The organism is Streptomyces sp. NPDC057445, assembly GCF_042802855.1.
Lineage (GTDB): Bacteria > Actinomycetota > Actinomycetes > Streptomycetales > Streptomycetaceae > Streptomyces.
Genome location: NZ_JBHVDH010000002.1, coordinates 121,433 through 141,944 on the forward strand (window position 1 = coordinate 121,433; position 20,512 = coordinate 141,944).

18 protein-coding genes are annotated in these 20,512 nt (G+C 69.2%); 15 read left to right on the forward strand and 3 right to left on the reverse strand.

Annotation, left to right across the window (positions count from 1 at the left end):
* Positions 1-2 precede the first annotated feature (2 nt).
* On the reverse strand, positions 3-1,007 hold the full coding sequence (locus ACFU5O_RS05405; RefSeq protein WP_384236682.1) for a Gfo/Idh/MocA family oxidoreductase: 1,005 nt from the start codon (positions 1,005-1,007) through the stop codon (positions 3-5).
* Between the two features lie 155 nt (positions 1,008-1,162).
* Between ACFU5O_RS05405 and ACFU5O_RS05410 the strand changes: the two genes are divergently transcribed.
* The 5 genes from ACFU5O_RS05410 (at position 1,163) to ACFU5O_RS05430 (ending at position 6,136) form a co-directional block, all read left to right on the forward strand.
* The gene (locus ACFU5O_RS05410; protein WP_384237740.1) at positions 1,163-1,882 is read left to right on the forward strand and encodes a GntR family transcriptional regulator; all 720 of its coding nucleotides are present in this window, start codon (positions 1,163-1,165) and stop codon (positions 1,880-1,882) included.
* Positions 1,883-2,000: 118 nt separating this feature from the next.
* Complete coding sequence (locus ACFU5O_RS05415; RefSeq protein WP_384236685.1) at positions 2,001-2,996, forward strand: sugar ABC transporter substrate-binding protein; 996 nt, start codon at positions 2,001-2,003, stop codon at positions 2,994-2,996.
* Positions 2,997-3,139: 143 nt separating this feature from the next.
* Complete coding sequence (locus ACFU5O_RS05420; RefSeq protein ID WP_384236688.1) at positions 3,140-4,153, forward strand: sugar ABC transporter substrate-binding protein; 1,014 nt, start codon at positions 3,140-3,142, stop codon at positions 4,151-4,153.
* Positions 4,150-5,217 carry an ABC transporter permease gene (locus ACFU5O_RS05425; RefSeq protein WP_384236691.1) on the forward strand — a complete coding sequence of 356 codons (1,068 nt, stop codon included), beginning with the start codon at positions 4,150-4,152 and terminating at the stop codon, positions 5,215-5,217. The genes ACFU5O_RS05420 and ACFU5O_RS05425 overlap by 4 nt, the downstream gene beginning before the upstream one ends.
* A 106-nt stretch (positions 5,218-5,323) precedes the next feature.
* Positions 5,324-6,136, forward strand: coding sequence for an ATP-binding cassette domain-containing protein (locus tag ACFU5O_RS05430; protein WP_384236693.1), 813 nt, complete (start codon positions 5,324-5,326; stop codon positions 6,134-6,136).
* A gap of 65 nt (positions 6,137-6,201) precedes the next feature.
* Here ACFU5O_RS05430 and ACFU5O_RS05435 read toward each other — a convergent pair whose 3' ends face one another.
* On the reverse strand, positions 6,202-6,996 hold the full coding sequence (locus ACFU5O_RS05435) for a YhjD/YihY/BrkB family envelope integrity protein (RefSeq protein WP_384236695.1): 795 nt from the start codon (positions 6,994-6,996) through the stop codon (positions 6,202-6,204).
* A 476-nt stretch (positions 6,997-7,472) separates the two neighbouring features.
* Here ACFU5O_RS05435 and ACFU5O_RS05440 point away from each other — a divergent pair, with 476 nt between their 5' ends.
* The 10 genes from ACFU5O_RS05440 (at position 7,473) to ACFU5O_RS05485 (ending at position 18,577) form a co-directional block, all read left to right on the forward strand.
* A complete protein-coding gene (locus tag ACFU5O_RS05440; protein ID WP_384236697.1) occupies positions 7,473-8,120 on the forward strand; it encodes a GAP family protein in 648 nt (215 codons plus the stop codon).
* Positions 8,121-8,294: 174 nt separating this feature from the next.
* Positions 8,295-8,756 (forward strand): DUF6325 family protein, encoded by a 462-nt coding sequence (locus tag ACFU5O_RS05445; RefSeq protein ID WP_384236700.1) that lies wholly within the window; start codon positions 8,295-8,297, stop codon positions 8,754-8,756.
* A 51-nt stretch (positions 8,757-8,807) separates the two neighbouring features.
* Positions 8,808-9,086, forward strand: coding sequence for an SHOCT domain-containing protein (locus tag ACFU5O_RS05450; protein ID WP_384236703.1), 279 nt, complete (start codon positions 8,808-8,810; stop codon positions 9,084-9,086).
* A 118-nt stretch (positions 9,087-9,204) separates the two neighbouring features.
* On the forward strand, positions 9,205-10,596 hold the full coding sequence (locus ACFU5O_RS05455) for a chloride channel protein (protein ID WP_384236705.1): 1,392 nt from the start codon (positions 9,205-9,207) through the stop codon (positions 10,594-10,596).
* Between the two features lie 11 nt (positions 10,597-10,607).
* On the forward strand, positions 10,608-11,522 hold the full coding sequence (locus ACFU5O_RS05460; RefSeq protein WP_384236708.1) for a cyclase family protein: 915 nt from the start codon (positions 10,608-10,610) through the stop codon (positions 11,520-11,522).
* 88 nt (positions 11,523-11,610) lie between these two features.
* Entirely contained in the window at positions 11,611-13,194 is a 1,584-nt protein-coding gene (locus ACFU5O_RS05465) for a GMC oxidoreductase (RefSeq protein WP_384236711.1), read from the forward strand.
* A gap of 187 nt (positions 13,195-13,381) precedes the next feature.
* Complete coding sequence (locus ACFU5O_RS05470) at positions 13,382-14,176, forward strand: SDR family oxidoreductase (RefSeq protein ID WP_384237742.1); 795 nt, start codon at positions 13,382-13,384, stop codon at positions 14,174-14,176.
* 42 nt (positions 14,177-14,218) lie between these two features.
* Complete coding sequence (locus tag ACFU5O_RS05475) at positions 14,219-15,724, forward strand: cytochrome ubiquinol oxidase subunit I (RefSeq protein ID WP_384236713.1); 1,506 nt, start codon at positions 14,219-14,221, stop codon at positions 15,722-15,724.
* Positions 15,721-16,773, forward strand: coding sequence for a cytochrome d ubiquinol oxidase subunit II (locus ACFU5O_RS05480; protein ID WP_384236715.1), 1,053 nt, complete (start codon positions 15,721-15,723; stop codon positions 16,771-16,773). Before ACFU5O_RS05475 ends, ACFU5O_RS05480 begins: the two co-directional genes overlap by 4 nt.
* Positions 16,774-16,786: 13 nt before the next feature.
* A complete protein-coding gene (locus ACFU5O_RS05485) occupies positions 16,787-18,577 on the forward strand; it encodes a cation:proton antiporter (protein WP_384237744.1) in 1,791 nt (596 codons plus the stop codon).
* Between the two features lie 4 nt (positions 18,578-18,581).
* On the opposite strand, the gene ACFU5O_RS05490 is transcribed toward ACFU5O_RS05485, so the two are convergent.
* Entirely contained in the window at positions 18,582-20,462 is a 1,881-nt protein-coding gene (locus tag ACFU5O_RS05490) for a glycoside hydrolase family 15 protein (RefSeq protein ID WP_384236718.1), read from the reverse strand.
* Between the last annotated feature and the right edge of the window lie 50 nt (positions 20,463-20,512).

Here is a 20,512-nt window from a genome sequence, read left to right on the forward strand (position 1 = left end):
TCTCAGAGCCCCGGGATCTCCTCGATCCGCACGGGCCTGTGCTCGCGGCGCGAGAGCTCGCAGGCCTCGGCCACGCGCAGCGCCTCCAGGGCCTCGCGGCCGTCGCAGGGGTTGTCCAGTTCGCCGCCCGCGACCCGGATGAAGGCGTCCAGCTCGGCCTCGTACGCGGGGGCGAAGCGCTCCAGGAAGCCGGGCCAGGGCTTGTCGGCCGGCGGCGGGCCCTTCGGTTCGGTGGAAGTGATCGGCGTACGGTCGTCGAGGCCGACGGCGACCGTGTCGGACTCGCCGCACAGTTCCATACGGACGTCGTAGCCCGCGCCGTTGCACCGCGTGGCCGTGGCGGAGGCGAGCGTACCGTCGTCCAGTGTCAGTACGGCCGCCGCCGTGTCGACGTCGCCCGCCGCACGGAACATCGCGGGTCCGGCGTCCGAGCCGGTGGCGTACACCTCCACGATCTCCCGGCCGGTGATCCAGCGCAGGATGTCGAAGTCATGGACCAGGCAGTCGCGGTAGAGGCCGCCCGACAGCGGCAGATACTCGGCGGGCGGCGGCGCCGGATCCGCGGTGATCGCCCGTACGGTGTGCAGCCGGCCGAGCCTGCCAGAACGCACCAGCTCCCGGGCCGTTCCGTAGCCCGTGTCGAAACGCCGCATGAAGCCGAGCTGGAGCACGGTGCCCGCGCTCTCGACCTCGCGCAGCGCGCCCAGGGTCCCGGGCAGGTCCACCGCGATCGGCTTCTCGCAGAAGGCCGGCAGCCCGGCGCGGGCGGCGCGGCCGATCAGATCGGCGTGGGCGGCTGTGGCGGAGGCGATGACGACGGCGTCCACACCCCATTTGAAGACCTCGTCGACGGAGGGGGCTGCGGTGGCGTCGATACGGTCGGCGACCTCACGCGCCCGTGCGGCGTCCGTGTCGGCGACCACCAGGGCGCCGACCTCGCGATGACGGCTGAGGACGCCCGCATGGAAGGCGCCGATCCGTCCGGTTCCGATGAGTCCGATGCGCATGGCCCCAAGGTGGAGTCAGCCCGGTGACCGTGTCAAGCATTTGTCCTGACAATCGAACTTCACAACTTCCGGTCAACAGGCCCGGCGACTACTCTCGCAGCGTGCCCAAGCAGCCCAGAGATACGACGGAAGCCACCGTTTCGCTCCAGCTCGGCGTGGACCGCACCAGTCCGGTCCCGCTGTACTTCCAGCTCTCCCAGCAGCTGGAGGCCGCGATCGAGCACGGCACGCTCACCCCGGGGAGTCTGCTCGGCAACGAGATCGAGCTGGCCGGCCGGCTCGGGCTCTCCCGGCCCACCGTCCGTCAGGCCATCCAGTCGCTGGTCGACAAGGGGCTGCTGGTGCGCCGCAGAGGCGTGGGCACCCAGGTCGTGCACAGCCAGGTCAAGCGGCCGCTCGAGCTGAGCAGCCTCTACGACGACCTCGAAGCTGCGGGCCAGCGCCCGGCCACCCGCGTCCTGCAGAACACCCTGGAGCCCGCCGCCGCCGAGGTCGCCGCCGCGCTCGGGGTGCCCGAGGGCAGCGAGGTCCACCTCGTGGAGCGGCTGCGGTACGCGCACGGCGAGCCGATGGCCCATCTGCGCAACCATCTGCCCGCCGGACTGCTGCCGCTCGACAACGAGCGGCTGGAATCCACCGGGCTCTACCGGATGATGCGGAACGCGGGAATCACCCTGCACAGCGCCCGGCAGTCGGTCGGGGCGCGCGCCGCCACGGCCGAGGAGGCCGGACAGCTGGGGGAGGAGCCGGGGGCGCCGCTGCTGACGATGCAGCGCACCACCTTCGACGACACAGGGCGCGCCGTCGAATTCGGTTCGCACGTCTACCGGGCGTCGCGGTACGCCTTCGAGTTCCAGCTCCTTGTGCGGCCGTGACGGACCCCTGGTGGGAATCCGCGTAAGAATGTTCGGACAAAGTATTGACGGGGTGGCGTGGCACCCGTAAAAACTCACCCAGCCGCAATCGGGCGGCCGGAAGAGAAGGCGGACCACCATGCGCACACCCCGCACGGCAGCAGTCCTGCTTGCCGCACTCGCACTCGCCGTGGCCGGATGCAGCAGCTCCGGCGGCAAGGACTCCGAGGCCGAGCCCGAGGGCGGCGGGGGCGGCGGCAAGCCCGCCACGACCGAGCGGCTGAAGATCGCCATGGTGACCCACTCCGGCGAGGGCGACACCTTCTGGGACATCGTCCAGCGTGGCGCCAAGGACGCGGCGGCGAAGGACAACGTCGAGTTCCTGTACGCCGCGAACAAGGAGGGCAAAGAGCAGGCGCAGCTGGTCCAGACGTACATCGACCAGAAGGTCGACGGCATCGTGGTCACGCTCGCCAAGCCGGAAGCGGTGAAGGAGGTCGTCAAGAAGGCGGTCGCGGCCGGCATACCCGTCGTCACGATCAACTCCGGCGGACAGTTCTCGGCGGAGGCCGGCGCGCTGAGCCACATCGGCCAGGACGAGTCGGTGGCCGGTGAGGCCGTCGGCGAGGAGCTCAACGAGCGAGGGAAGAAGAAGGCCGTCTGCGTCATCCACGAGCAGGGCAACATCTCGCTCGAGGACCGCTGCGCCGGGGTGAAGAAGACCTTCAAGGGCACCGTCGAGAACCTCAATGTCGACGGCACCAACATGCCCGCCTCCACCTCCTCCATCGAGGCGAAGCTGCAGAGCGGCAAGGACATCGACGCGGTCGTCACCCTGGGCGCGCCGTTCGCCGCCGCATCCGTGCAGGCCAGAGAGGGAGCCGGCTCCACCGCGGAGATCGACACCTTCGACCTGAACGCCGAGGTCGTCAAGCGCCTCAAGGCCAAGGAGGTCGGCTTCGCCGTCGACCAGCAGCCGTATCTCCAGGGCTATCTCGCCATCGACGAACTCTGGCTCAACAAGACCAACGGAAATGTCATCGGCGGCGGCAAGCCGGTGCTCACGGGACCGGCGCTGGTGACCGAAAAGGATGTGCCCGCCCTCGAGAAGCTCACCGCCGACGGCACCCGGTGACGTACGCCCTGACGTACCGGCCGGCCGGCCCGGCGTCGTACCCGCCCACCTTCCTTCCGGCAGACCCGCCCTCCGTCCCCGCGGTCGTGCTCAGCGATACTGACCGCGGAGTACAACAGACGGAGCAAGAGGGGCACGGCGTCGTGGCACGGGTTCGGACAGGGGTACGCACGGTCGGCGCGGTGCTCGCGGCGGTGCTCGCAGGCTCCCTCGCGGGGTGCAGCGCGACCGGCGGGAAGCGGGCAGAGGACGCCAGGAAGGCGGCAGCGGCCGAGGGCCGCGCCGCCGTCACCACCCCGCGCTGGACGTTCGCGATGGTCACCCATTCGGGTGCGGGCGACACCTTCTGGGACATCGTCCAGAACGGTGCCGGGCAGGCCGCGGCCAAGGACAACATCAACTTCCTGTACGCCAACAGCGACGAGGCGCAGCAGCAGGCCCAGCTCGTCGACTCCTACATCGACAAGAAGGTCGACGGGCTGATCGTCACTCTCGCCAAGCCCGACGCCATGAAGGCCGTCGTCGCCAAGGCCACCAGGGCCGGCATTCCGGTGATCACCGTGAACTCCGGCTCCGAGCAGTCCAAGGCCTTCGGCGCGCTCAGCCACATCGGCCAGGACGAGACCATCGCCGGCGAGGCCGTCGGCGACGAGCTGGACAAGCGCGGCAGGAAGAAGGCCCTGTGCGTCCTGCACGAGCAGGGCAACGTCGGCCATGAGCAGCGCTGCGCCGGAGCGAAGAAGACCTTCGAAGGGTCGCTCGAGAACCTTTACGTCGACGGCACCAACATGCCCGACGTCCAGGCGTCCATCGAGGCGAAGCTCCAGGCAGACCCGTCCGTCGACGCGGTCGTCACCCTCGGCGCGCCTTTCGCGGACACCGCCGTTCAGGCGGCGCGGAACGCGGGGAGCAAGGCGGAGATCGACACCTTCGACCTGAACGCCAAGGTGGCCACTTCCCTGAAGGACGGGAAACTCGGCTTCGCCGTCGACCAGCAGCCCTATCTCCAGGGCTATGAGGCCGTCGATCTGCTGTGGCTCCACCGCTACAACGCCGATGTTCTCGGCGGCGGACGGCCCGTCCTCACCGGACCGCAGATCATCACCGGCAAGGACGCCGCCGAACTGAAGGACTATACGGAGCGGGGGACCCGATGACCGCGACCGCACCACCCGAGCACGACAGGCCCGACAAGTCGGCAGTCACCGACGAGCGCATCCTGCGCACCTCGCCGCTGAAGAAGCTCCTCGGCAGGCCCGAGCTCGGCTCGGTCGTCGGCGCCGCGGCCGTCTTCGTCTTCTTCTCGATCGTCGCCGACAGCTTTCTGCGCGCCTCCAGCCTCGGCACGGTCCTGTACGCGGCGTCCACGATCGGCATCATGGCCGTGCCCGTCGCCCTGCTGATGATCGGCGGCGAGTTCGACCTGTCCGCGGGTGTGCTCGTGACCAGCTCGGCGCTGATCTCCTCGATGTTCAGTTACCGGATGACGGCGAACGTCTGGGCCGGCGTCCTGGTGTCCCTCCTGGTCACGCTTGCGATCGGTGTGTTCAACGGGGTCATGCTGACCCGCACGAAACTGCCGAGCTTCATCATCACGCTCGGTACGTTCCTGATGCTCACCGGTCTCAATCTCGGCTTCACGAAGCTGATCAGCGGCACCGTGTCGACGAAGACCATCGCCGACATGGAGGGCTTCGAGTCCGCCAAGCAACTGTTCGCCTCACAGCTCACCATCGGTGACGTGGACCTCAAGATCACCATCCTGTGGTGGATCGTCCTGGTCGCCGTCGCCACCTGGATCCTGCTGCGCACCCGCTTCGGCAACTGGATCTTCGCGGTCGGCGGCGGCGCCGACGCGGCCCGCGCGGTCGGTGTACCGGTGACAAGGACCAAGATCGGGCTGTACATGGGCGTGGCGTTCTGCGCCTGGATCTCGGGACAGCATCTGCTCTTCTCGTTCGATGTCGTCCAGTCCGGCGAGGGTGTGGGCAACGAGCTGATCTACATCATCGCGGCCGTCATCGGCGGCTGCTTGATCACCGGTGGCTACGGCTCCGCGATCGGGTCCGCGGTGGGTGCGTTCATCTTCGGCATGACGAGCAAGGGCATCGTGTACGCGGAGTGGAACCCGGACTGGTTCAAGTTCTTCCTCGGAGCGATGCTCCTCCTGGCCACCCTGCTGAACGCATGGGTCCGCAAGCGCGCGGAGGCGACGGCGTGAGCGACGCGCGCGCGGCAGCCGGGCCGCAGCCGACCACGATGCCCGCACCTCCGCGCCGCGCGGGCGGAGAAGCGCAACAGGGAGAAGCGCAACAGAAGGAGGCGTCGTGACTGCCCTCGTGGAGCTCGACAACGTCAGTAAGTACTACGGCAACATCCGCGCGCTCGAAGGCGTCTCCCTCGAGGTCCACGCCGGCGAGATCAGCTGTGTCCTCGGGGACAACGGCGCAGGGAAGTCCACCCTCATCAAGATCATCGCGGGCCTGCACCGGCACGACGCCGGCACGTTCTCGGTCGAGGGGGAGAAGACCACCCTGGCCTCTCCCCGTGAGGCCCTCGACCGCGGTATCGCCACGGTCTACCAGGACCTCGCCGTCGTTCCGCTGATGCCCGTCTGGCGGAACTTCTTCCTCGGCTCCGAGCCGACGAAGGGGGCCGGTCCCTTCAAGCGGCTCGACGTCCGGCTGATGCGCGAGACGACCCGCTCCGAGCTGCTGCGCATGGGCATCGACCTGCGCGACGTCGACCAGCCCATCGGCACGCTCTCCGGCGGTGAGCGGCAGTGCGTCGCGATCGCCCGGGCCGTCTACTTCGGCGCCAAGGTGCTGGTCCTGGACGAGCCCACGGCGGCACTCGGCGTCAAGCAGTCCGGTGTCGTGCTCAAGTACGTGGCCGCCGCGCGGGACGCCGGGCTCGGCGTTGTGCTGATCACCCACAACCCCCATCACGCCTATCTCGTCGGCGACCGGTTCGTCCTTCTCAAGCGCGGAACCATGTCCGGCAGCCACACCAAGCAGGAGATCACCCTGGACGAGCTCACCCGCCAGATGGCGGGCGGCAGCGAACTCGAGGACCTGCGCCACGAACTGGAACGCGCCCCGGCGCCCCGGCATCTGGGCGGCCACGGCCGGGAGGGTTAGGGCCTCTCGCTCGGATCCTGCCGGGCGGCCTGATCAGGAAGAGACGCCCTGTGGCAGGACACGCCCTACGGTCCGGCCGGCGTCTCGTGCCAGGGCCGGGGCGTGCCCAGGCGGCGGGCCAGCCACGGTTCCTTCGCCAGCACCGCCCCCACGGTGATGCCGATGGCGATGGCCACGCAGAGCACGATCAGCCACGACAGGAGTGTGAACACCGGCCCGACGGAGCCGTACTCGGCGTGGCTCCGGTTGAGTGCCCGGGGCATGTAGTACCGGCTGCTGACCGACAGCGCGGTGACGGCGAGAGCGGTGAGCAGTGCGCCGGGCAGCAGCGGCAGCCAGCGGACGAGCCCACCGAGGAGCAGGTGCTGGCTCCACCACCACAGGAGGACCTGGGACACCAGGGTGACCGGGATGGCCAGCCAGAGGCCGACGCCGAACCCGTTGCGCAAGGGCCCCTGCAGGATCAGGACGCTCAGCCACACCCCGATCCAGGCGAGCCAGCGCCACGCGGCGATCCCGGTGCCGGACCTCGGGATCTGCCAGGCGCGCTTGCACAGCCGCTGCATGGCCCGGCTGCAGGCCGTGGCGGACAGAAACACCATCAGTGCGCCGACCACTCCGGTGGCTTCGCGCAGATTGTTGTCGGTGGACCGGTACACCTGCGCCAGCTCTTCCTCGGCGGCGCCGGTCAGCCCGAAGACCGCTCCGACGGAACTGATCAGCTGGTTCTGCACGCTCTCAGGAGCGAAGGAACCGACCACGAACAGCAGAGGGACAGCGGTCAGGAAGCACTGCGCGGCCAACCGGGTCGCGGAGTCGAAGATGTCCACCGTGATCATACGGGCGGTCAGGTGGGTCACGACGGGAAAGCGCGCCTCGGTTCGCGAGGCCAGCGAGCGCAGGGACTCCTTCCACGCATGAAAACGAGTCGTCCACCACGACGGGCGGAGGAACGCGGCCCGGCGCCGCGAGTTACCGGTAGAAGGAGGGGCCGGCATCAGCGGCCCGGAAGGGCACCCGGATTCCGCGAAGCACCGCGCACGGCGGACGGCGCCCGTCCGGAAGTCGTCATGGCGTTGCTCCTTCCCTGCGTCCAGGGTGGTGGACGGCCCCGGCACCGGCATCTCGGCGATCAGGGCAGAGGCAGAGGCAGAGGCAGAGGCGGACGCGGACGCGGTGGCAGGGGACCGGCTCGCCGTACGGGCCGGCAATTCCTGTTTGCGGGGTCCTGTCACCGGGGGTGACGATGGATGTGTGAGCGGGCCGGCCGCCGGGACGGCGTGAGCGCCCGGCGCCCGCGACGGGGCGCGGACGGAACCCTGCGGAGGGGAGCGTCATGGTCCTTGACCTGCTCCTCATCGGCATTGCCATCAACATCGATCCGCTGCCCCTCATGGCCTTCGTCCTGGTGCTGTCGGCGCCCAAGGGCATCTGGAAGGGCCTGGCCTTCATCCTCGCCTGGCTCGCCTGCCTCGTCGCGGTGATCGCCGCGGTCCTGCTGCTGACCGGTGGACAGCCGCCGCCGCCCAGGTCACCGCCCTCGACGGCCGGGCTCGCGGCCAAACTGGCCATCGGCGTCGCTCTGGTCCTGTACGCCGAGTACAAGCGGCGACATCGAGGCGTGCCCCACAAGCGCTCCTCCTCCCCCACCTCCCGGATGGACCAGGTGTCCCCCTGGTCCGCGGCGGCTCTCGCCGTCTTCCTGCAGCCCTGGGGCATGGTCGCCGCGGCCGCCACGGTCGTCGTCGAGGCCGATCTGTCCCATCTCTCCTCGTATCTGGCTCTGTTCGGATTCTGTGTTCTCGCCACCGCCACCCTGCTGGCGGCGGAGCTGTACACGGTGTTCTCGCCGGAGGCCGCCGCGGTGCGGCTGAAGCGCCTGCGTGCCTGGCTGCACCGTCACCAGGACCCGGCCGTCGTCGTCGCCTGTCTGCTGCTCGGACTGTGGCTGGTGGGCAACAGCATCTATCAGCTGACAAGTTGACTGCCGCGCATTCCCTCGGGCCCGACGACCGCCATGACGCCGGGCCGTCGGCCGAAGGTGCGAAGCACCCGGCCGAGTGCTGCAATGGCAATCAGGGTGCCGTGCGCCCGTTGACGGGCCGCGCCGTGGCCACCGAGCCGCCCCGGACCGCAGATGCGTTCGCAAGGAGTGGTCATGAGCGATGACGTCGAAGAAATGGGCCCCGTCGACTACCTGGTCGTGGAGTTCCCCGGCAACCGCATGACCGGGGAAGGCTTTCCCCTGCTCGTCGACCTGGTGGATCGCGGCATCATCCGCATCCTCGACCTGACGTTCGTCCGCAAGGACACCGATGGTTCCGTCACGGCCATGGAACTGTCCGACGTCGGTGAGGGGGAGATGGACCTCACCGTCTTCGAGGGCGCGTCATCGGGTCTGCTCGGGCAGGACGACATCGCAGAGGCGTCGGCAGCCGTGGAGCCGGGCAGCTCCGCCGCGGTGCTGGTGTACGAGAACACCTGGGCCGCTCCGCTGGCCCGGGCCATGCGCCGCAGTGGCGCACAGCTGGTGGCCGGAGGGCGGATTCCTGTGCAGGCCCTGCTCGCCTCACTGGACGCGGCCGAGAGCATGCCGGAGCAGGGGTCGTCCGCCGCCTGAGTCAAGGGCGCACGTGACCACCCGCACCCTTCACACGCAAGGGAGAAGAACATGCCAGGCCTGATCCGTGGTGTCGCCCGAACCGCCGTCGTCGCCGGAACCGCCACGGCGGTGTCCAACCGTGTGTCGCGGCGGCAGGCGGGCCGTTGGTCGCAGCAGCAAGAACCGCAGCAACAGCAGCAGGCCACTGCTCCCGCCCCGCCACCGGCCGCGCCCGCCGACGAGATGTCCAGCAAGATCGACAAGCTCAAGGAGCTCGGCGAACTGAAGGCCCAGGGAGTGCTCACCGAAGAGGAATTCGCGGCCGAGAAGCAGAAGGTTCTCGGCTGATTCCGGACGGCTGACTGCGGACGACCGACTGGGGACGGCTGCTTCCGGACGGCTGACGCAAGGGCTGTCGCCGTACGGGCGGCACGGAATGCGGGGGGCCGCGAAGGGATACCGCCCCATGACTCAGCCGGAGCCGAAGCCCCGGGCCGCCGCTGCCGGCAGCGGAACCCAACCGGAGGAGGCGGACCGACTGCGCGAGATGCTGCGCAGCCCCGGTTACCTCAGAACACTCGTCTTCTGCGGCCTCATCGGCATCCCCGTGTCGCTCGTCGCGTTCTGGTTCCTTGTCGCGCTGCACGAGCTGGAACACCTGATGTGGTCGGACCTTCCCGAGGCGCTGGGCCGGTCAGGTCCGCCGTGGTGGTGGCCGCTGCCGCTGCTGCCGGTTGCCGGAGTCCTCGTCGCCCTGGTCGTCACCCACCTCCCAGGCGCCGGCGGCCATATCCCGGCGAAAGGCCTCCAGCCGGGCGGAGCCACCTCGAAGGCGCTGCCCGGAGTGATCATCGCTGCCCTGGTCGGTCTGCCGCTCGGCGCGACGCTGGGCCCGGAAGCACCCCTGATCGCCCTCGGCGCCGGTCTCGCCATGCTGTTCCGGGACCTCGCACGGGCGCCCGCGACCCCGCAGACCATGGCCCTTCTCGGCGCGGCCGGCTCCGCGGCGGCCATCGCGGTGATCTTCGGTAACCCTCTGATCGGCGCGGTCCTGCTGATGGAGGTGGCCGGAGTGGGAGGCCCGCAGCTGTTCGCGGTCATGCTGCCCGCCCTGCTCTCCAGCGGGGTGGGGGCCTTGGTGTTCACGGGTTTCGACCGCTGGACCGGACTGGATACCGCCGGGCTCCGCCTGGAGCTGTCCGGGCCGTTTCCGCACCTGGACACAGGGGATGTCGTCTGGTCGTTGCTCATGGCCGTCGTCATCGGCGTACTGGTACATCTGGTCTTCGCGGGAGGCCGGCTCGCCGCCTCCTTCGTCGCGGCGCGACCCGTTGCGGCGCCCGTCCTCTGCGCACTGGGCGCCGGAGTGTGCGGGGCCCTGTACGCCGTGATCACCGGCCGCTCGCCGGGGGAGGTCGCCCTTTCGGGCCAGGCCACCATGGCGCAGATGTCGGCCGACCCCCATGGCTGGGGCGTCGGGGCCCTCATCGCCGTGCTGGCGTTCAAGGGCGCCGCCTACGCCCTCTGTCTGGGCAGTCTGCGGGGCGGCCCCGTGTTCCCCGCCCTGTTCCTGGGAGCTGCCACCGGTGTTCTCCTGGCGCCTCTGCCCGGCCTCGGCGTCATTCCGGGCATGGCCGCGGGAATGGCGGCGGCGTCCGCTGCCGCACTCAAGCTGCCCGTCAGCAGTGTGGTCCTCGTGGCGATGCTGCTCGGCAGCACCGCCATGATTCCCGTGGTGATCCTGGCGGCCGTCGTCGCCTTCATCACGACGGAACTGTTGCCTCCCGGCCACGGCATTCCGCCGGCGGGGACGCCGATGCGGCCCGCAGGGGCCCGGGCACCTGGAAGCCACGCCTGATGAGCGTCCGTATGACTTCCGAGGCGTTCCGGAGCCTGTACGAGCGGCTGCGCGACGAGACACGCCGGAGCCCGGACGACAGACGCGGCGCGCTGGACCACATCACCGCGGAGCGGGTGGTGGCGGCAGCCGCAGAGGTCCGCTCCGGGCGCACGGTTTCGCTCGCCGCAACGGTGGAGACCCGGACGGGCCCGGACAGCCCCGAACCGGCGGACCACCGTATGACGGGCCCGGACCCCGGCGACGTCGCGGCGAAGGGGCTGTACTTCGCGCGCGACCACATCGCCATGAACGTGCACGGGGACGCCGACAGTCACCTCGACGCGCTGTGCCATGTGATCTACGACGGTTCGCTCTACAACGGTGTGGCGGCGAGCAGTGTGACACCGGATGGTGCCACCGCCCTCTCCGTCGATGTCGTCCGGGACGGCATCGTGGGCCGGGGTGTGCTCCTGGACATTCCGCGGCTGAAGGGCGTGCCCTGGCTCGAGCCCGGCGACCTGGTCACGAGCGAGGACCTGCTCGCCGCAGAAGCCGCCCAGGGAGTACGGGTCGGTGCGGGCGATCTGCTGCTCGTCCGGGTGGGCCACCGCCGCCGGCGCCGTGAACTCGGGGCCTGGGACTCCTCCCGGTCCCGCGCCGGCCTCCATCCGGCGGCCATGGGATTCCTCGCGGAGCGGCGCGTCGCGGTGCTCGGCAGCGACGGCAACAACGACACGGCCCCGACCCCGGTGGAGGGGGTCGACTTTCCCGTCCATGTGCTGGCCATCCATGCCATGGGAGTGCATCTGATGGACTATCTGCAGTTCGAGGAGCTGGCCCCGGCCTGTGAGTGCGAGGGCCGCTGGAGCTTCCTGTGCGTGGTCGCACCGCTACGGCTCCGCGCGGCAACCGGCTCCCCCGTGAACCCGATCGCCATCCTGTGAGCGCCACCTGCGAGGGCCCCGGTCGCAACACCCCGAATCCACCGATATGTTCGATACGTAGGCCAGAACCGTGAGGACGGTGGCTGCCGTGAACGACTTCCCTCACTACGACGTCATCATCATCGGCTCTGGCGCGGGCGGGGGCACCCTTGCCCATCGCATCGCCCCGTCAGGGAAACGCGTACTCATTCTCGAACGCGGGGACTACCTTCCCCGGGAGCGGGACAACTGGGATTCCACGGCCGTCTTCGTCAAGGGCAAGTACCGCGCCCCCGAGTTCTGGTACGACAAGCACGGCAACAGCTTTCCGCCGGAGGTCAATTACTACGTCGGCGGCAACACCAAGTTCTACGGCGCCGCCCTGTTCCGGCTGCGCCCAGAGGACTTCGGCGAACTGCGCCACCACGACGGCATCTCCCCGGCCTGGCCCATCCGTTACGAGGACCTGGAGCCGTACTACACCCAGGCAGAGCACCTCTATCTCGTACACGGCCAGCACGGCGAGGACCCCGGCGAGGGCCCGGTGAGCGCGCAGTACGCGTACCCGCCCGTCGAGCACGAGCCGCGCATCCAGCAGTTGAGCGACGACCTCGAGAAGCGCGGACTGCACCCCTTCCATCTGCCCATCGGGGTCAATCTGGTCCAGGACGAGAACGGCCGGGCCACCCACTCCAGCGTCTGCATCCGCTGCGACAGGGTCGACGGCTTTCCGTGCCTGGTGCGGGCGAAGTCCGACGCCCAGGTCATCTGTGTCGAGCCCGCCCTGCGGCACCCGAACGTCGAGATGATCACCAACGCCCATGTGGTGCGTCTGGAGACCGACCCCACAGGACGCAGCGTCCGTACGGTCGTCGCCCAGGTCGGCAACGGTGCGCCCGCGCACTTCTCCGCCGATGTCGTCGTCGCCGCGTGCGGCGCCGTCAACTCCGCGGCCCTGCTGCTGGCATCGGCGAACGACAAGCACCCGCACGGCCTGGCCAACAGCTCGGACGTCGTGGGACGGCACTACATGCGGCACAACAACCTGGCGCTGATGGCGGTGTCGAAGGAGCCCAACGACACCCGGTTCCAGAAGACCCTCGCTCTTCACGACTGGTACCTGGGAGCCGACGACTGGGACCACCCGCTGGGCGGCATCCAGATGCTGGGCAAGTCCGACGCCGAGCAGATCCACGGCGAGGCCCCGCGCTGGGCCGGGTCCGTGACACCCGACATGCCCTTCGAGGTGCTCGCCCACCACGCGGTCGACTTCTGGCTGTGCGGCGAGGATCTTCCCCTCCCGGAGAACCGCGTCACCCTGGACCGGGACGGCGGCATCCATCTCGCCCTCGACGAGAAGAACAACATCGCCGGTCTGAACAGGCTGCGGCACAAGCTGCAGAGCATGCTGGGCCACCTGGGCATGCACGAGCACCATCTGCTGTCGCACAGCATCTATCTGCACAAGGGCATGCCGATCGGCGCCACCGCACACCAGGCCGGGACGGTGCGCTTCGGTGACGACCCCGCCGGCTCGGCCCTGGACGTCAACTGCAAGGCGCACGATCTCGACAATCTCTATGTCGTCGACACGAGCTTCTTCCCGAGCATCGGCGCCGTCAATCCGTCGCTGACGGCCATCGCCAACGCCCTGCGGGTCGGGGACCACATCGTGGAGCGCCTGGGCGGTTGAGCCGACCGGGGGAAGATCGGCCATCCAACGGCTCAACGGACAGTGCGCTGTTCTCCTGGGCAGGTGCGCAGGTGGTTCCGTGGCGCGAGGTCTGGTCCGCGCCACTGCGGCCCGCGGGACCGGAGGGACGTACCCAGGAGGCATCGTGAATTCCCACGACAGTGCGGCGCAGTACGCGATCCCGCCGCTGCTGAAAGGGCAGAAAGCCCTGGTCACCGGTGCGAACTCCGGTATCGGCAGGGCCACGGCCATCGCGCTCGGCCGGGCCGGAGCCGATGTGGTCGTGAACTATGTCGCGGGCCGCGAGGAGGCCGACGAGGTCGTCAAGGAGATCACCGGATCCGGGGTGCGCGCCGTCGCCCACGAGGCGGATGTGTCCAAGGAGGACCAGGTCGTCGGCATGGTCGACCGGATGGTCAAGGAGTTCGGGACGATCGACATCATGGTGTGCAACGCGGGCCTCCAGCGGGACGCCCCGTTCACCGAGATGACGCTCGCCCAGTGGCAGAAGGTGCTGGACGTCAATCTCACCGGTCAGTTCCTGTGCGCACGCGAGGCGACCAAGGAGTTCCTGCGGCGGGGTGTCGTCCCCGAGGTGTCGCGCGCCGCCGGAAAGATCATCTGTATGAGCTCCGTGCACCAGATCATCCCGTGGGCGGGCCATGTGAACTACGCCTCCTCCAAAGGCGGCGTGCAGATGATGATGCAGACGCTGGCCCAGGAACTGGCGCCTAAGAAGATCAGGGTGAACGCGGTCGCACCAGGTGCCATCAAGACCCCGATCAACACCGACGCATGGGACACCCCCGAGGCCGAGCGGGAACTCCTGAAGCTCATCCCCTACGACCGGGTCGGAGAGCCCGAGGACATCGCCCATGGCGTCGTGGCCCTGGCCTCCGACCTGATGGACTACGTCGTGGGTACCACGCTGTACGTGGACGGCGGAATGACCCTCTTCCCCGGATTCGCCACCGGAGGCTGACGCGCGCCCGATCCGAAGGGGGCCCGACCAGCGAAGGCACGTATGCACAATCCCGTCCACCTGCTCGCGGACGCCGGTCTGCTGGCCGACGCACCCGCCCAGCTGCTCCCGGCCAGGGAGTTGATGGCCTTCACGCTGGCCTCCCACATCATCCTGGTCCCAATGGGGGTGGCTCTTCCGCTGATCACCCTGATCATGCACTACCGCGGAATGCGCAGGAACGATCCGGTCGCCTTGTTGCTCGCCCGGCGCTGGTCGGCCGTCATGGCCGTCCAGTTCGCCGTGGGCGTCGTGACCGGCACGGTCCTCTCCTTCGAGTTCGGCCTGCTCTGGCCGGGCCTGATGGGCAGGTGGGGAGATGTCTTCGGCATCGGATTCGGGGTCGAGGCCTGGGCGTTCTTCCTGGAGGCCGTCCTCATCGCCATCTATCTCTACGGCTGGCGCCGGCTGAGACCACGGACCCATTTCCTGCTCGGCCTTCCGCTGCCCGCGACCGCGCTGCTCGGCGCGTTCGGCATCCTCGCGGCCAACTCCTGGATGAACACGCCCCAGGGCTTCACGCTCGACGCCGACGGCAACCCGGTCGACGTCGACATCTGGAAGGCGATCTTCACCCCGATGTTCGGGCCGCAGTACTGGCACTTCGTCGTGGCGATGCTCGTCACGGCCGGATACGTCGTCGCGGGCGTCTACGCCGTCGGCTGGCTGCGCGGCCGCAGGGACCACTACCACCGGCTCGGATTCACCGTGCCCTTCACGCTCGCCGCGGTGTTCACCCCGGTGCAGTTCATGCTCGGTGACTCCATCGCCCGCTCGGTCTTCCACAAACAGCCCGTGAAGTTCGCCGCGATGGAGATCGTCTGGAAGACGGACACCCATATGCCGGAGTACCTCTTCGGCCGGCTCCACCCCGACGGAAGCATCTCCGGGGGCATCAAGATCCCCCAACTCGACTCGATCCTCGCCGGGTTCAGTCCCGACACCAAGGTCACGGGGCTGACCTCCGTCCCCGCCTCCGACCGGCCGAACGCCACGCAGGCCACCATCGCCCACTGGGCCTTCGACCTCATGGTCGTCATCGGCTCGCTGCTGGTGCTGCTCGCCCTCTGGTACGGCTGGTGCCGTCTGCGGCAGCGCCGGCTTCCCGCCTCCCGCTGGTTCTGGCGCAGCGCGGCATGCGCCGGGGTCGCCTCGGTCGTCGCGGTCGAGTGCGGCTGGATCACGACCGAGGTGGGACGCCAGCCCTGGATCGTCTACCAGAACATGCGGGTTGCCGAAGCGGTGACGGCGACCCGGTCGAGCAGTCTGTGGATCATGTTCTGCCTGGTGATCGTCGTGTACGTGTTCATCTTCGGCTCTTTCCTCGCGGTGCTGCTGAAGATGCGGACCCGGTGGAGACTCGCCGATGAGGCAGCGGCGGCGGGGCACCCGGTCGAGGGGCCGGAGAGCGACACCCCCTACGGACCCCGCCCGGAGCCGCCGCCGGGCGGCGACGCCCTGGCCGGACGCGGCACCCGGTCCGGCCCGGGGGAGGGCGGCACGTCATGACACTCGCGGGGCTCATCGCCTTCGTGCTGCTGCTCGCGGTGGCCGCCTATGCCTGCGCCGGCGGCACGGACTACGGAGCCGGATTCTGGGACCTGTTCGCCGGCGGCGCGGAACGCGGCAAACGGCCCCGTTGGCTGATCGACCACGCGATGGCGCCCGTCTGGGAGGTCAACAACGTCTGGCTGATCTTCGTCCTGGTCCTCATGTGGACCGGATTCCCGGTGATGTTCCAGACGGTGTTCTCCGCGATGTGGCTGCCGCTGGCGCTCGCCGCTGTCGGAACGGTCCTGCGCGGTGCCGGATTCGCGCTGCGCAAACCCATGGAGCGGATCGCCCGACGGCGCTTCTACGGTGCGGTGTTCGCCCTCTCCTCGCTCCTCACGCCGTTCTTCCTCGGTGCGGCCGTCGGCGGTATCGCCTCCGGCCGGGTGGCGCCGGGAACCGAGGCGTCGGCCGATGCCTGGGCCAACCCGACCTCCATCTTCTTCGGACTGCTCACCATCGCCGCGACCGCCTTCCTGGGAGCGGTGTTCCTCGCCTCCGACGCCGCGCGCTTCGACGCCCCCGATCTCGTCGACTACTACAGGTTCAGGGCACTCGGCAGCCTCGTCGTCGTGACTCTGATGGGAGCGGCCGCGTTCGCGGTCACCCGGGACGACGCCCCTCATGTCTGGCACGGACTCACCCATGGAGCGGGCCTCGTCCTCGTCATCGTGGCGGCGGTGTGCGCCGTCGCCACGGGGTGGCTGCTGCTGAGGGCCCGGGGCCCGTGGTCCCGTATCACCGCCGCCGGTGTGGTCGCCGCGGGCGTGCTCGCCTGGGGGGTCGCCCAGCGCCCCTATCTCATCCCGACCTCCCTGACCGTGAGGGACGCAGCGGGCGATCCCACGACGCTGAAGTGGCTGGCCTTCGTCACACTCGTCGCGGTGATCCTCGTCGCCCCCGCCGTCATCCTGCTCTACTGGCTGGACACCCACGGCGAGCTGGAATCCCTCACCGAGGCCGACCTGCGGCAGAGCGGGGCCGGGGGCCCGGCCGAAGAGCGGTGACAGGTCAAGTGTGCTGACCGCTGACGAGTTCCTCCTGGGCATCGGGCTGACCGTGCTGCTCGCCGTCGGCTCCCAGATCCTGGCAAGCCGGCTCCGCATCCCGGCACTGATCCTGCTCCTTCCGGCCGGCTTCACCGCGGGTGCCCTCACCGATGTCGTCCATCCGGACAAGCTGGCGCCGGGGAACTTCTCGTCCCTGGTCTCGCTGTCCGTGGCGGTGATCCTCTACGACGCCGGTCTCGGCCTCGATCTGCGCCATCTCAAAGGCGGCACCCGCTCGGTGGTGGCCCGGCTGCTGCTGCTCGGGGTGCTGATGACCTGGGCCGCGGTCACCGCCGTCGGCCCGGTGCTGTTCGGGGTTCCGCTCGCCGTGGCCGTGATGCTGGGCGTCATTCTCGTCGTGTCGGGACCGACCGTGGTCGGTCCGCTGCTCGACTACGTCCGGCCGTCGGAACAGGTGCGGCGCATCCTGATCTGGGAAGGGTCGCTGGTCGACCCGGTCGGTGCCATCCTCGGGGCGCTCGTCTTCCACTCGATCCTGACCGGCGGACCGGGGGTGGACAAGGGGTTCCACTTCGGCGAGTTCTGCGTCAGCACGGCCGTCGGGCTGGCCGGCGGTGCGGTGGGCACCGTGCTGCTCTGGCTGGCCCTGCACAAGTTGGGGCTCGGCGAGACGCTGGGCACCCTGGCCCAACTGGCCACCGTCGTCGCGGTGTCGGCGGGCTGTGACGTCCTTCGCGACGACACGGGACTCATCGCCGCCATCGTGACCGGGCTGGCGGTCGCCAACCTCCGGGGTCTCGACATGCCTGCCCGCCGGCCCTTCTTCGAGACCCTGGTCCAGCTGATCATCGGTCTGTTGTTCGTCTCCATCTCGGCCGGTGTCGCGCCCTCGTCCGTCACTCCCGTGCTGCTGCCCTCCCTCGGCCTCATCGGTGTCCTTGTGCTGGTGGTGAGGCCCCTCGTCGCCTGCTTCGCCACCCACGGAGCCGGACTGACCGCCGGAGAGCGGGCGTTCATCGGCTGGATGGCGCCGCGGGGCATCGTCGCCGCCGCCACCGCCTCGACCTTCTCCGGCAGCCTGGACGAAGCGGGCCTGGCGGGCGCCTCCAAGATCCTCCCGGTCACCTTCCTGGTCATCGTCGGGACGGTCCTGGTGTATGCGCTGACCGCGGTGCCGGTGGCCAAGCGCCTCGGGGTCGTACGGTCGGCACGCACCAGGCCGCTGCTGGTGGGCGGCGACCCCTGGGCGATCGGGCTGGGGAAGTGTCTGCGGTCCGCGGGGCTCGACGTGCTGATGTGGGCGGGGCCCGAGGAACAGCGGCAGCGGATCAGAGATGCCGGGATGGCTCTGGCTCCCGGAGAGCTGCTGGCGACGGCCACCGCCCCCGGTGCGGAGCTCGAAGGCGTCACGGCGGTCTATCTGCTCACGGACGACGACGACTTCAACGCCCTGGTGTCGGTCGTGGCCGAGGACAGCGTCGAGGAATCGGTCCACCGGATCGGTCCGCCCGAGGACAGCCCCGCCGCCGTCGCCCACTACACCGACAAGGACATCCTGTTCGGACGGGGCCTCGTCCACCATGCCCTGGCCGTCCGCTACGAACAGGGTGCGCGCTTTGTACTGAAGGCCCCTGGCGAAGAGACTCCGGCCGGGTACGACACCCTGTTCGTCGTACGGGCCGACGGCCGCCTCGACCCCGTCACCGGGTCCGGCACGGTGGAGCCGGGCGCAGGGGACGCCGTCGTGCTGCTCGGCCCGGCACCGGACGGTCGGACAGGGACCGCCGGGGCCGGGCCGTGACCGCTCAGAGATAGGACTCGGGAGGGGCCTTGGACTTCGCTGCCCCGTTGCTCCGGGCCTTGTTCAGCTCGCAGTCCAGGGTGAGGGCCGTGTCGATGAACGCGAGATGGGTGAAGGCCTGGGGGAAATTGCCGAGCTGACGTCCGGTCAGGTCGATCTCCTCCGAGTACAGGCCCAGATGGTTGGCATAGGTGAGCATCTTCTCCAGGATGAGCCTCGACTGGTTCAGTCTGCCGGCCCGCGCGAGCGCGTCGACATAGATGAACGTGCACAGGGAGAAGGTGCCTTCCGAGCCCTGCAGGCCGTCGGGCGACGCCTCGGGGTTGTAACGGTAGACCAGGCTGTCGTTCACCAGCTCCCGGTCCATGGCGTCCAGGGTGGAGATCCACATGGGATCGTCCGGGGTGATGAAGCCCACGGTGGACATCCGCAGCAGCGACGAGTCGAGCACCTTGGTGTCGTAGTGCTGCACGAACGCCTGCCGTTCGGCGTTCCAGCCGCGCGTCAGGATCTGCTGGTAGAGCTTGTCGCGCTCGGCGCTCCAGCGCGCGAGTGACGCCGGGCGCCCGCTCGCGGCGGCGAGCCGCAGTGCCCGGTCGAAGGCGACCCATGACATCACCCTGCCGTAGGTGAAGTCCTTGCGTCCTCCCCGGGTCTCCCACAGCCCTTCCTCGGGCTGGTCCCAGTGGTCGCTGAGCCAGTCAAGGAGGGTGCGCAGGGACGTCCAGCCGCCGTGGTCCAGCTGGATGCCGCGCTCGTGGGCGAAGAAGATGCTGTCCAGAGCCTCGCCGTAGATGTCCAGCTGGAGCTGGTCGGCCGCTCCGTTACCGATCCGCACGGGACTGGAACCCGCGTAGCCCTCCCAGTGGTCGAGGGTCTCCTCGACGAGGTCGGAGGAGCCGTCGACCCGGTACATGATGTTGAGCGGTCCCGTGTCGCCGTCGCAGCCCGCCTTCTCGTGGACACGGTCACGCAGCCAGCCGATGAACGCCTGTGCCTCCTCGGTGAAGCCGAGGCCCAGCAGGGCGTAGACGGAGAAGGAGGCGTCGCGGATCCAGGTGAAGCGGTAGTCCCAGTTGCGCTCGCCGCCCAGTTGCTCGGGCAGTCCCGCGGTCGGCGCCGCGACGAGGGCGCCGCTCGGCGCGTACGTCATCAGCTTCAGCGTCACCGCAGAACGCTCGACCGCTTCCCTCCAGCGGCCGGAGTAGCGGGACTGGCTCAGCCAGTTGCGCCAGAACTCCACGGTGCCGTCGAAGAGTTCCATGAACTCGACGTGCTGGATGTGCCGCGGTGGGCCGTCGGCGAAGGACTCGAGGACCACCCCCCGCTCCTGACCGGCTTGCAGGGCCAGGGTGAAGTGCATGTCGTGGTCGCCCAGATCCTGGGGGACCAGCCGCACGTCCCCCGGTTCGCGGACCGCGTGGACGGTCAGCTCCAGCTCGTCGGTGACGAACACGGCCCCGCCTTCGGTGTAATGCAGTTTGTGCTGGGTGCGGCCGTAGTTGAACCGTGGAGCGATGTCCACCTGGAAGGTGAGGGTGCCGCGTACGCACCGCAGCAGCCGGACCAGACGGTGACGGCTCGTGGCCGTCGTTCCCGTCACCGGCATGAAGTCGACGACTTCACCGGCACCCGCCTCGGTCATGAACCGGGTGACGAGAACCGCGGTGTCGGGCAGATACAGCTGCTTGGTGGCGTACGTCTTGTCCACCGGCGCGACCTTGAAGAATCCGCCCTTCTCGCTGTCCAGGAGGGACCCGAAGATGCTGGGTGAATCGAAGCGCGGGGAGCAGTACCAGTCGATGGTTCCGTGGGTGGTGACCAGCGCCGCGGTCTGCAGATCACCGATGAGTCCGTGGTCCTCGATGAGGGGGTAGTCGCCCATCCCGAGCCCCTTTCGCCCTGGGTGCGCGGCAGATGCCACCCCATCAGCTT